Below are 12,003 nucleotides of genomic sequence, written 5' to 3' on the forward strand. Positions count from 1 at the left end.
GCGTGGGTGCCGCTGTGCTTCACCGCGCCGCGCTTCACGTGGGTGCCGCTGTGCTTCATCGCGCGGCGCTTCATGTGGCCGACAACCGCTTGGTCAGGCGCTTCGCGAGAGGGGCCGCGGCGGCTACGGCCAGGCCCGTGACGGGGGCGCCGGCTCGGGCGGTGAGGGCGCCCTGGAGCGGGGGCATGCCGGTGATCCCGGCGCCGACCGCGGCACGGAACCGGTTCGCGGACGGTTCCGTGGCGGCCCGGACCTGAGCTGTTCCGTACCAGGTGGCGTACCAACCGGCGAGGGCTGTGGCGGTTCGTCCGGCCGTACCCCCGGATGGTTTCGCGCACGCGGCGGCGAGGGCGACCGTGGCGGCCAAGGTCGCGGACGGCAGGTTGGCGCCGCCGCCGGTGACCTCGCGCCGGGAGAGGAGGGTGACCGTGGCGGTGTGCGCGGCCATCGTGACGGCTGCCGGGGCGGCGTCCCGAACCCAGCCTGCTCCGCGACCCTGGCCGCCGCTCGCTCCCAACAGCACGTCCAGGCCTCGGCAGAGGGCCATCATCGGAGGGCCGGCGGCGGTGTTCTTGGCCCACAGGTCGTAGAGCCAGATCGCGCCGGCCAGCGGGACCGCCACGGCGGCGGACCGGCGGCCGCCGGTGAGGGCGGCGATGCCCACACCGGCCGCGGTGAGGCCGGAAGCCACCGCGAGGGCCTGACCGGGAGTGATCCGGCCCGAGGGGACCGGGCGTTCCGGGCGTTCCACCGCGTCCAGATCGCGGTCGGCCCAGTCGTTGGCGGCCATCCCGGCCCAGTAGAGGCTGATCGACGCGGCGGCGAGCCCGGCCGTGCGCCGGTTCAGACCACCGGCGGCCGCGGCGCCGGCTATCGCGTCACCGGGGACGGAGAGGGCGGCGGGCGCCCGAACCAGCTCGGCGAGGTCGCGCCAGCGTGGTCGGTCAGGCATCGTCCTCCTTCGGCATGCCCGGCGCCCGGCCTCCGGGGTCGTTCGGGCTTCCCGGGTCGCTCAGGGCTTCGGGGGCGCTCGGGCTTCCCGGGTCGCTCAGGGCACCGAGGGCGCTCGGGCGTCCCTGGTCGCTCAGGGCACCGAGGGCGCTCGGGCTTCCCTGGTCGCTCAGGGAGTGGGCGAAATTGATCAGGTTGGCCCATTGGTCGGCGAGGCCGTGCGGGACGTCGCCGAGCGGATCCTTGAAGAAGAAGGCCAGCTCGGTGAGCGGACCGGAGCGTCCGGCTGCGTGGGCCGCCGCGACCAGGCGGGCCAGGTCGAGCACCAGCGGGGCGGCGAGCGCCGAGTCGCAGCCGTGCCAGCTGAACTCCATCCGCATGCCGACGCCGAGGAAGCCGGTGAACGTGATCAGGTCCCAGGCGGTCTTGAAGTCGCCGATGTCGTCGACGTACTCGATCAGGCTGTGCCCCTGCGGCTGATAACCGAGGGTCTCCTTGAGCACCCGCTGCTTGCTGCCGGCCTTGGCGGCGTTCGCGGCCGGGTCGGCGAGGTTGGCGCCGTCGCCGCCGCCGAGCAGGTTCGTGCCGGACCAGGACCGCACCCGCAGGTTGCGCATCATGAACATCGGCGCCAGCACCGACTTCACCAGGGTCTCGCCGGTCTTGCCGTCCCGCCCGCCGTAGGGCAGTCCGCGCTCCGCCGCGAGCTGTTCCAGGGCGGGCAGCCGCGCGCCGGTGGACGGGGTGAAGTCGATGAACGGGCAACCCGCGCGGAACGCCGCATAGGCCGCGAGAGCACTCGCCGGCAGGACCGGCTCGGTGCTGCCCAGCGCCGCTTCGAGGGCCGCCGGATCGGCGTGCGCCGGGTGATCGGAAGCGGCCGCCTCGGTCGACGCCACGTTGATCACCACGACCCGGTCGAGGCCGTGCCGATCACGGAACCCGGTGATGTCCGCGGCGATCAGTTCCGCGGTCTCCCGCTGGGTCGCGGCCACCGGTAAGGCGCGGGCCTCACGCTCCACGGCGCCCAGATCGACACCCAGCGATGCGACGAGTCCGGCCGGCAGGACGCCGGCGGCCGCGAGGGACTCGGCCTTCTTCACCACGGGTACGGCCGTGATGTCATGCCCACCGAACACCAGATCGGTCAGCCCCGGCAAGGCGGCGTCCCGCAGCGGCGGCGACTCGGTGACCATGCCGGACGGTTCCGCCAGCCCGGCCCGGACGGCCAGAGCCCCGACGACACTGGTGACCGCGACCGAGCCACGGGCACCCATCAACCACACTCCGATTCCCATCACGCCCTCCCCGCTGACGGCTCACTCGCGAGAAATCGGTTTCGGTCAATCTTTCACGGGATGCCGCCCGAGTCCAGGGCAAGACCGGTCGCACTTCGGGTCCGGCCCATCGGGGTCCGTGGCGCGCTCCAGGTCCGGGGCGAGAGCACACGGTGACCGCCGGTGGGCGCGCGGACACACGGTGACCGCAGGCGGGTGAGGGCACACGGTGAGCGCCGGCGGAGGCGAGGACACCCCGTGACCACAGGTGGACGAGGGCACACGGTGACCGCCGGCGGAGGCGAGGTCGCACGGACAGGCGCACCGACCGGGATGACGTCACACCGAAGCGGTGTGCGTGCTTCCATCCCGGCTCTGGCATGGACGAAGTCGCACAATGCCGCTACGTGTGCCCTCGCCTACGCCACACCGGAGCGAGGGCACACGGTGAGCGCCGGCGGATGTGAGCGCACACGGTGAGCGGGCGGCTCGGTGAGGGGTCACCGTGGGCGTTGGGCCGGCCCGGGTGAGGGACCACGGTGAGCCCTGGCCGGGGTGAGGGCGCACCGGTCGCCGGCGGGCGCGCAGCGGCCTGGACGGCGCGCCTGGGTCGCGCGGTCGGCACGGGAGGGGTGGTGGCTTTTGTGGGGCCGAAAATCCGTACCCGATGGGGTGTCGAGAAATGGCGGGTGGCTCCGTCCCCGGTGTGGAACGTGACCAGAATGGGTCGCGGCTTGGACTGAGGAGAGACGTCATGGCTAAGTATCTGCTGCTCAAGCACTACCGGGGCGCTCCGGCGGCGGTCAACGACGCGTCGATGGACACGTGGACGCCGGAGGAGATCTCGGCGCACATCCAGTACATGAGCGACTTCGCGCGGCGGCTGGAGACGACCGGGGAGTTCGTGGCCGAGCAGGCGCTGGCGCCGGAGGGGACGTGGGTGCGGTATGACGGTGAGGGGCGGCCGCCGGTGACCGACGGGCCGTTCGCGGAAACCAAGGATCTCATCGCTGGATGGATGCTGATCGATGTGGACAGTTACGAGCGGGCTCTGGAACTGGCCGGCGAACTGTCGGCGGCGCCCGGCAAGGACGGGAAGCCGATCCACGAGTGGCTGGAGCTCCGTCCGATTCTGACCATGCCGCCGACGATCACTGAATGAACTTCCGGGAGCTCACGCCGAGCGTGATCGGTGTTCTCGTCCGCCGCGGGGCCGACTTCGCGGCGGCCGAGGACGCCGTCCAGGACGCGCTCGTGGAAGCGGTGCGCACGTGGCCGACGTACCCGCCGCGCGACCCCAAGGGGTGGCTCGTCACGGTGGCCTGGCGGCGGTTCCTCGACGCCACCCGGGCGGACGCCGCGCGCCGCCGCAGGGAGGACGCCGTCAGCGAGGAGCCGGTGCCCGGCCCCGCCTTGGAGACCGATGACACGCTGCGGCTCTACTTCCTCTGCGCGCATCCGTCGCTGACTCCGGCGTCCGCCGTCGCGCTCACCCTGCGCGCGGTCGGCGGGCTCACCACGCGGCAGATCGCGGACGCCTACCTGGTACCCGAGGCGACCATGGCGCAGCGGATCAGCCGGGCCAAGCGAACCGTGTCCGGCGTGCGGTTCGAACAGCCCGGCGACGTCGCCACGGTGCTGCGGGTGCTCTATCTGGTCTTCAACGAGGGGTACTCAGGCGACGTCGATCTGGCCGCCGAGGCAATTCGGCTCACCCGGCAGCTGGCGACCGTTATCGATCATCCCGAGGTGTCCGGGCTCCTCGCGCTCATGCTGCTGCATCACGCACGGCGGGACGCGCGGATCGCCGGGGACGGCAGTCTCGTGCCGCTCGCCGCGCAGGATCGCGGCCGCTGGGACACCGCGATGATCACCGAGGGGGTCGCGATCCTGCAGACGGCGCTCAGCCGCGACCGGCTCGGCGAGTTCCAGGCGCAGGCCGCCATCGCGGCGCTGCACGCGGACGCGCAGGACGCGACGGAGACCGACTGGGTGCAGATCGTGGAGTGGTACGACGAACTGGTCCGGCTCACCGGCAGCCCGGTCGTGCGGCTCAACCGGGCCGTCGCGGTCGGCGAGGCGGACGGCGCGCGGGCCGGGCTGGCCGAGCTCGCCACCCTCGACCCGTCGCTGCCGCGGTACGCGGCGGTCGCGGCCTACCTGCACGAAAGGGACGGGGACCGGACGGCCGCGGCCCGGCTCTACGCCGAGGCGGCGCGCAAGGCGTCGAACGCCGCCGAGCGGGATCACCTGACTCGTCAGGCAGCGAGGCTCAACACGGGGTAAGCGCTTTACAATGAAAACCATTTCCATTAAGAATGAGGGCGTGAAGATCTCAGTCGCCCCCGCCGTCACCGTGCTGTCCGGGTTCAACCCGGGCACCGTGCAGGCGGCAGCCCGGGCCCTGCTCATCGCGGACCCGAACCTGGTGGCCGTGAGCCACTCCCTGACCGGCCTGCGCGACGGTGTCGTGCGGCGCACCGTCGAGTCCGCCGACGGTGTCCTGGAACAGGTCGAGGTCACCCTCGAGCACGGCTGCGTCTCCTGCACCCTGCGCGAAGACGTGCTGCCCACGCTGCTGCGCCTCGCCGACGAGCGTCCCGGCAGCGACATCGTGCTGGTCCTGCCTCCCGTCGTGGAGCCGGAAGCCGTCGCCACGGTCTGCGCCCATGCGGCCGAGGAACTGCGGTTCGACTCCTATGTGACAGTCGTCGACGCCGACGACTTCCTCGACGACCTGGCCAGCAGCGACGACCTGCGGGACCGGGACATGCACGCCGCCGAGGACGACCATCGCGCGGTCGCCGAGGTGGTCGCGCACCAGGTGGAGTTCGCCGACACCGTACTGATGTGGAGCCGCCCGGACACCGACCAGCTGCGCCTGCAGCAGCTCGGCACACTGGTGCACCGGCTCGCCCCATGGGCGGTCCAGGTCGCCACCGGCACCTCGCCGCTGCTCGACTGCGCCGGGCTCGCCGCCGGCCTGCGCCGCACCGGCCGCCACGACCCGAACCGGCCCGGCATGCTCGGCCTCGCCCTGGAAGGACGGCAGATCGCCGTGCACGACGGGGAGAACTCGGTCGTCTTCCGGTCCCGCCGGCCGTTCCACCCGCAGCGGCTGCACGACGCGCTGGAGAGCATCACCGAGCACGCGCTGCGCGGCCGCGGGCAGCTGTGGATCGCCAGCCAGCCGGACGCGGTCGTCGCGTTCGAGGCCGCGGGTGGCGGGGTGAGCCTGGGCAGCCTCGGATACTGGCTGGCCGCGCTCCCGGTCGAGCGCTGGGCCGAGACGAGCGTGGAGCGCCGGCTCGCCGCCGATCTGGAGTGGGACCCGTACTACGGCGACCGGCGGACCGTGCTCGCGCTGATCGGGTTCGGGCTGGACGCGGTGCGGCTCAATGCCCTGCTGAGTGAGTGCCTGGTGACGGATGAGGAGATCGCTGAGGGGTTCGAGGTGTGGCGGTCGTGGGGGGATCCGTTCGCGGGGTGTTTTCCGCTTTCTGAGTCGTCATGAAGCGGGGCATTGATTTTGAGTACGTGGCGGGGCGGTAAGGGCGGCTGGTTCGGCTGGCTTTCAGCGCTGGTGGCGAGCACCCCCGGCAGCACCGAGCGCCGGCTCGCCTTCCCCGGCTGGCTGCCAGTGCTGACCCTGCTGGTTTATTCGGTGGTTAGGCGGCGAGGGTGAAGTTGAGGCGTTGGAGGTGGGTGGTGCGGGTGCGGTTGAGGGGTTTGCCGGTCCAGTAGTGGTCGAGGCGGATGATGTTGATGGCGGTGGCGGCGAGGGTGTGTTCGAGGGTGGTTTTGGGCAGGCCGCGGTAGCGGGCGGTGCGGATGCCGGTGACGTGGGTGGTTTGGCGGATGGTGCCTTCGATGCCGGCGCGGGTGTGGTAGCGGGTTTTCCATTCGCTGGTGTTCTGCTGGGTGCGGTGGGTGGTGGCGGCTTCGTGCAGGTCGCGGGGTTGCAGGCCGATTTTGCGGCGGTCGCTGGTGGTGCAGAGTGGTTTGACGGGGCAGGGTTGGCAGGTGTGTCGGGGCCAGGCGACGATGATGGTGTCGGTGCCGTGGGATTGGGTGGGTGTCCAGGTGCTGCTGGTGTGGCCTTGGGGGCAGACGCTGTGGTGGGTGTCGTAGTCGATGGTGAACGCGGCTTTGTCGTAGCCGTTGCCGGCGCGGGCTTGGGTGGAGTTGTCGGTTAGCAGGGGGGCGATCAGGGTGATGCCGTGGTCGCGGGCGGCGGTGACGAGCAGGTGCGCGGACGGGTAGCCGGAGTCGACCAGGTGTTCGGCGGGGGTCAGGTTCTTGTCGGCGAGTTGCTGGTGGATGGTGGCGGTCATCGCGTTGTCGGCGGTGCTGGCTGCGGTGGTGACCACGTTGGTGATCAGGTTCGGGTGGTCCCCGCGTCCGGTGCTGCCGCTGGCGGTGCGGGGTTCGGGTGGGTCGCAGGTTTCGGTGAGGTGGACTTTGTATCCGGTCCAGGCCTTACCGCGTTTGGTGGCGTAACGGGCGTCGTGTTCATACGGCGAGGCGATCCGGTCTCTGGCCGGCGGGACACCGTCCCCGCTGGGGGCGGGGTCCCGCCGTCGCACCTCCCGCCGGCCGCTGCTGTCGGTGTCGCCGCAGAACTGCTGGATCCAGATCCGGCGTAACGCCTGGACCGCGGGGATCTCGGCCAGCCAGGGCGGGGCGTCCGGCTGGTGCACGGCATCGAGCAGGTGATAGCCGTCGCGGCCGTACTGCAGCAGCAGTTCGTCGCGTCGGGTCTGGCTGGCCGGTAGCCGCAGATTGTCGATCCGGGCGCCATAAACGTCGAGCCAGGACGCGTCGATCACCGTGGTCAGCCAGTCCGGCGCCGCGGCGGACAACGCTTCCAACGCGGCCCGCACCGTTTCCCCGGCCAGCTCCAGACGGTTGAGCCGGCGGATCGCCGCGAGCACATGCGTGGAATCGGTGCGCTGCCGACCGGCGGCCTTGACCAGCTTCAACGCGGCCAGCCGCTGCAACAACGCGTCCAGCGCCAGACTGCTCAGCTCACCATCGACCAGCCTCGCCCGGAACTCACTGAGCACACTGGCATCGAACCCCGGATCGTCCAACTCCAAACCCAGCGCGTATTTCCAGGTGATCCGGTCCCGGACCGCCTCAGCGGCCTGCCGATCGGTGAGATCCTCCGCGAACTGCAACACACTGACGATCATCAACTGCGCCGGAGAAATCCCCGGCCGTCCCCGCACCCCGAACACAGCCACAAACCGGCCGTCCTCATACACCTGACCCAACTCATCACGGATCCGCGTCGCCAGATTCCCCTTCCGAAACGCCGCCCGCGCCATCCGCGCAGTCTGCTCCGGAACCTCAGGCCACGGCCTTGGCTGCATCGACATGACCACATAACTCCATCGACGGCCATAGGTAACGGACACGCCCACCGAATAAGCCATCAGGGTCAGTGCTGCCCGGCGCCCGCTTTGTGAACACTGAGCGCCAGCCGGCACCGACGCTTCCACGATTCACAACGGCGACGTCGCTTCGACGATCTTCAACGGCGACGTCGCCGGACGATGGGCGCACACGAACGTTCAACGCGTGCGCCGGACGCCCCCTGGCCGGCGACCTCGACCTCGACCTCGACCTCGACCTCGACCTCGAGGGCCGAGGCTGAGGGCGAGGGCGAGGGATGACGCCGGCACCGGGGACTCCACGATCCGCCCCGCCGGGGCACCTACCCCAAACCGAGCACACCATCGATCACGTCCCCGACCGCCGGAGTGGTCAGCGCGTAATACACGTGCCTCCCCCGACGACTCCGCCGCACCAGTCCCGCGTCGGCCAGATGGCGCAGATGATGCGCGAGCGCCGTCGGATGCGCCGGCACCACCGCGCCGATCATGGCTGGGGTGGCCTCGCCGGCCCGGAGCACCACGAGAATGTGCAGCCGGTGCTCATACGCCATCCCCCGCAGCACGGTGACGGCCCGATGCAGGTCGTCCGCCTCGATCACGCGACGGCCCGATGCCGATGCATATCGTCCGCGGCGATCACGCGACGGCCCGATGCATATCGTCCGCGGCGATCACGGGAGTGGCCGCCACCGGCCGGCGCCACCTGCCCAGCCACGACACGGCCACCAGCCACGACACGGCCAGGAGCGCCGTCGCGGTCAGGGAGATGCTCGCCCCGGCCGCCACGTTCCACCGCGCCGACGCGTAGAGCCCGATCATCCCACTCCCGATCGCGAACACCACGGCCAGCGCGGTGATCACCGGCAGGCGGTCGGACCAGAGGCGGGCCGCGACGGCCGGGGCGACGATCAGCGACAGCGCCAGGATCGTGCCGACCGCCGGTACCACCGCCACCACCACGAGCTGGATCGTCAGCAGCAGAAGCAGGTCCCAGCCCGTGGTGAAGAGCCCGGCCGCCCGCGCGCCCTGCGGGTCGAACCCGGCGAAGAGCAGCGGCCGGGCGCTCACCAGCAGCACCACCGCGACCACGGCGAGCACCACGGCGGTGACGATCAGGTCGGACGTACTCACCGTGAGGATCGAGCCGACCAGGAACGACGACAGGTCCCGGCTGAACCCGCTCTGCGTCGCGACAAGCGCCGCGCCGAGCGCGAACCCGCCGGAGAGCAGCACCCCGGTGGCGGCTGCCGCGTCCTGGCCGCGCCGGCGCGTCAGCACGGCCACCCCGACGGCGATCACCGCGCCGGTGGCCACCCCGCCGACCAGCAGGTTCACCCCGATGATCGAGGCGGCGACGACGCCGGGGAAAGTCGCGTGGGTCAGCGCCATCGTGAAGAACGACAGGCGCCGCATCACCACGTGCACGCCGATCATCCCGGCCAGCGCGCCGACCAGGATCACCTCGGCGATCGCGCGGTGCAGCACGTCATCGAACCAGTTCATGCCGGACACCCCTCGAACGCATCCACCGCACCGGGATCAGGAGCAGGTAGAACAGCACCAGCAACAGGACGACGGCGGAGGCGGAGGTGAGCGATACCCCGTACCGTAATGAAGCGGTCCAACTCACCAGGAGCCCGGCGTAGCCGGCGGCGAGCACGAGGAGCGTGCCCACCCCTGCCATCACCGCGAGTCGATCGGTGACCATCCGCGCGGCCGCCGCGGGCACGATCAGCAGGGCGACCACCAGGATCGTTCCGACGGCCCGGACGGCGGCCACCACCACGAGGGCGAGCAGCACGTTCAGCCACAGGTCCAGCCAGCCGACCCGGAATCCGGCAGCCGCCGCGCCCGCCGGATCGAACGAGCGGAACACCAGCGCGCGGGCGACGAGCAGCAGTCCCGCCAGGATCACCACCGCGAGCACGGCGGTCTCCGCGAGCTGCCGCGTGGTCACGGTCAGCAGGCGACCGAAGAGAAAAGACGTCAGATCCGATGTGTACGACGATCGGCGCGACACCAGCACGACACCCGCCGAGAACATCGCGGTGAGCAGAACCGCCGTCGCCGCGTCGTCGGAGAGCCGGGCCCGCGCCGTCAGGACGGTCAGCACCACCGCGGTGATCACGCCGGCGGCCAGCGCGCCGACGAAGATCCCCTCGATGCCGGCCGCCGCGAATCCGATCACGACACCGGGGAAGACCGTGTGGGTCAGCGCGTCGGAGACGAACGACAACCGGCGCACGAACACGAAGACGCTGATCGGCCCGCAGATCAGCGCGAGCAGCGCGATCTCGGCGAGAGCACGGCCCATGAAGGGTACGGTGAACGGCTCGATCACGGTTCCACCAGGATCATCCGGCCGTCGGCCAGATCAAGAGCGCCACTGCCGTACGTCCGGCGCAGGGCCTCGGCCGTGAGCGTCTCCCCCGGCGTGCCCACCGCGTGTTGCCGGCCGTTGATCAGGCACACCAGGTCCGCGAGGTCGCGGGCGACCCCGAGGTCGTGGGTGCTGAGGACCAGCGCCGTGCCGGCGGCCGACAACTCCCGCAGCACCCTCAGGATCGCCTCCTGACTCACCGCGTCCACCCCGTTGAACGGCTCGTCGAGCAGCAGCAGTTTCGGCTTCGCGACGATCGCCCGGGCGAGCAGCACGCGCTGGCGCTGCCCGCCGGAGAGCAGGCCGAAGCGGTGCCGGGCCCGGTCGGCGAGCCCGACCCGGTCCAGGGCTTCCGCAACGGCCGTACGGTCGGCCGCGCGGACCGGCCGCCACCAGCCGAGCTTGCGATACCGGCCCATCGTCACGACCTGGCGGACGCTGACCGGGAAGTCCGCGTCGAGAGCGCCGGTCTGCGGCACGTATCCGGTGTCCGCGCGGGCGGGAACGCTCGCCGTCCCGCCGAGGATCTCGGCGAGCCCGAGCATCGACTTGATCAGGGTGGATTTGCCGGCGCCGTTCGGGCCGACGAGGGCGAGCCGCCGGCCGGCGCGCAGTTCGAGGTCGACGCCGGTGAGCACGGGCCGGCCCTGATAGCCGATGCTGACGCCGGAGTACCGCAGTTCGAATCGGGGCCGGTCCATGATCAGCCGGCCAGTGCCTCGACGAGGACCTCGGTGTTGTGCCGCTCCGCGCCCAGATAGGTGCCCTCGGGCGAGCCCGGCGCGCCGAGGCTGTCGCCGAACAGAGCGTCCTCACCCGCGACGACCTTGACCCCGGCCTGCTGGGCGATCGCCTCGGCGGTCTTCGGCGGCAGCGAGCTCTCCGCGAAGATCGCCTTCGTACCGGTGCTCTTGATCTTCGCGACCAGGTCGTTGAGCTGCTTCGCGGACAGTTCCGCGGACGTGTCCATGCTGGGGATCACCGAACCGACGAACTCCAGGTCGTACCGCTGGATGTAGTAGCCGAAGGCGTCGTGGTTGGTGACCAGCTTCCGGTCGGCCGCGGGGATCTTGGCCCAGGCGGCGGCGTTGTCCTTGTCGAGCTTGTCCAGCTCGGCGCTGTAGGTGGTCAGGTTCGCGGCGAACGCGGACGCCTTGGCGGGCTCGGCGGCGGCCAGGCCCTTCTCGATGTTGGTGACCATGATCTTGGCGTTGCGCGGGTCGTGCCAGATGTGCGGGTCGTGCTCCTCGGCGTGCTCTTCCTCCTCCTCCGCGTGCGCCTCTTCCTCGTGCCCGTGCTCGTGGCCGCCCTCGCGCAGCTTCACACCGGCGCTGGAGTCGACGACCGTGCCGTCAAAACCGGCCGATTCGATCGTACGGTCGAGCCACTCCTCCAGCCCCACCCCGCTCTTGACCACCAGTTTCGCCGCGGCGATGGCCTGCAGGTCGGCCGGCGTGGGCTCGTAGTCGTGCGGGTCCACGTTGGGCTTGATGATCTGGGTGACGTCGACGTCCGCGCCGCCGATGTTGCGCACGAAGTCCGCGACTTCCGGGGTGGTCGCGACCACGGCGAGCTTGGGCGTGGCGGCCGCGGCGCTGCCGGCGGTCGCGGCGCCGCCCGCAGCGTCATCGGTGGTCGAGCCGCATCCGGCGATCACGGTGGTGGCTGCGGCAAGGCCGGCGAGCCAGAAGATGCGCTTCATGAATCTCACTCCTGTCACTGAGGAGCGAAACGATAATCATTCCCAGAATTTATCGTCTAATCGCAAATTGACGATGTGTTGTGTGGTGGCCTGGAGCGTGTGGCGTTCGGGTTCGCTCCGCACCGCGGGTCCATACGCCCGGCCGGTGTGGGCGGAGCGTGCGGAATTCGGGTGGGGCCGGTGGCGCGAGCCGTAGCTCACGCATGTGATCACGCTGCGGTAGGGCGCTTCTGCTACGGCCGGCGGGGCGTTCGACTGCACCGGGCACCGGCCGGACCGGCCGGCTCACAGCGC

Annotated in this window: 11 protein-coding genes; 3 read left to right on the forward strand and 8 right to left on the reverse strand. The window is 71.0% G+C overall.

Annotation, left to right across the window (positions count from 1 at the left end; all coding sequences use genetic code 11):
- Positions 1 to 70: 70 nt before the first annotated feature.
- Together AMIS_RS22375 and AMIS_RS22380 are read right to left on the reverse strand one after the other, a co-directional pair.
- Positions 71 to 952 (reverse strand): SCO3242 family prenyltransferase, encoded by an 882-nt coding sequence (locus AMIS_RS22375; RefSeq protein WP_014444660.1) that lies wholly within the window; start codon positions 950 to 952, stop codon positions 71 to 73.
- A complete protein-coding gene (locus AMIS_RS22380) occupies positions 945 to 2,249 on the reverse strand; it encodes an inositol-3-phosphate synthase (protein ID WP_014444661.1) in 1,305 nt (434 codons plus the stop codon). Before AMIS_RS22380 ends, AMIS_RS22375 begins: the two co-directional genes overlap by 8 nt.
- A gap of 733 nt (positions 2,250 to 2,982) precedes the next feature.
- On the opposite strand from AMIS_RS22380, the gene AMIS_RS22385 reads away from it, so the two are divergent.
- Genes AMIS_RS22385 through AMIS_RS22395 form a run of 3 tightly spaced genes read left to right on the forward strand, consistent with a single transcriptional unit; the run spans position 2,983 to position 5,742 of the window.
- Positions 2,983 to 3,390 carry a YciI family protein gene (locus AMIS_RS22385; protein ID WP_014444662.1) on the forward strand — a complete coding sequence of 136 codons (408 nt, stop codon included), beginning with the start codon at positions 2,983 to 2,985 and terminating at the stop codon, positions 3,388 to 3,390.
- Positions 3,387 to 4,514 (forward strand): RNA polymerase sigma factor, encoded by a 1,128-nt coding sequence (locus tag AMIS_RS22390; protein ID WP_014444663.1) that lies wholly within the window; start codon positions 3,387 to 3,389, stop codon positions 4,512 to 4,514. The genes AMIS_RS22385 and AMIS_RS22390 overlap by 4 nt, the downstream gene beginning before the upstream one ends.
- A 10-nt stretch (positions 4,515 to 4,524) precedes the next feature.
- A complete protein-coding gene (locus AMIS_RS22395) occupies positions 4,525 to 5,742 on the forward strand; it encodes a CobW family GTP-binding protein (RefSeq protein WP_014444664.1) in 1,218 nt (405 codons plus the stop codon).
- 154 nt (positions 5,743 to 5,896) lie between these two features.
- Here the strand turns inward: AMIS_RS22395 and AMIS_RS22400 are convergent, their stop codons facing one another.
- From AMIS_RS22400 to AMIS_RS22425, 6 genes are all read right to left on the reverse strand, one after another.
- Positions 5,897 to 7,609, reverse strand: coding sequence for an IS1182 family transposase (locus tag AMIS_RS22400; protein ID WP_014443174.1), 1,713 nt, complete (start codon positions 7,607 to 7,609; stop codon positions 5,897 to 5,899).
- Positions 7,610 to 7,947: 338 nt separating this feature from the next.
- Positions 7,948 to 8,226 carry an ArsR/SmtB family transcription factor gene (locus AMIS_RS22405; RefSeq protein ID WP_014444666.1) on the reverse strand — a complete coding sequence of 93 codons (279 nt, stop codon included), beginning with the start codon at positions 8,224 to 8,226 and terminating at the stop codon, positions 7,948 to 7,950.
- Between the two features lie 37 nt (positions 8,227 to 8,263).
- A complete protein-coding gene (locus AMIS_RS22410) occupies positions 8,264 to 9,130 on the reverse strand; it encodes a metal ABC transporter permease (RefSeq protein ID WP_041831152.1) in 867 nt (288 codons plus the stop codon).
- Complete coding sequence (locus AMIS_RS22415; protein WP_014444668.1) at positions 9,114 to 9,968, reverse strand: metal ABC transporter permease; 855 nt, start codon at positions 9,966 to 9,968, stop codon at positions 9,114 to 9,116. Before AMIS_RS22415 ends, AMIS_RS22410 begins: the two co-directional genes overlap by 17 nt.
- Positions 9,965 to 10,708, reverse strand: coding sequence for a metal ABC transporter ATP-binding protein (locus tag AMIS_RS22420; RefSeq protein WP_014444669.1), 744 nt, complete (start codon positions 10,706 to 10,708; stop codon positions 9,965 to 9,967). Before AMIS_RS22420 ends, AMIS_RS22415 begins: the two co-directional genes overlap by 4 nt.
- A 2-nt stretch (positions 10,709 to 10,710) precedes the next feature.
- Entirely contained in the window at positions 10,711 to 11,709 is a 999-nt protein-coding gene (locus AMIS_RS22425; protein ID WP_014444670.1) for a metal ABC transporter substrate-binding protein, read from the reverse strand.
- Positions 11,710 to 12,003 lie beyond the last annotated feature (294 nt).

It is taken from the genome of Actinoplanes missouriensis 431, assembly GCF_000284295.1.
Classification (GTDB): Bacteria; Actinomycetota; Actinomycetes; order Mycobacteriales; family Micromonosporaceae; genus Actinoplanes; species Actinoplanes missouriensis.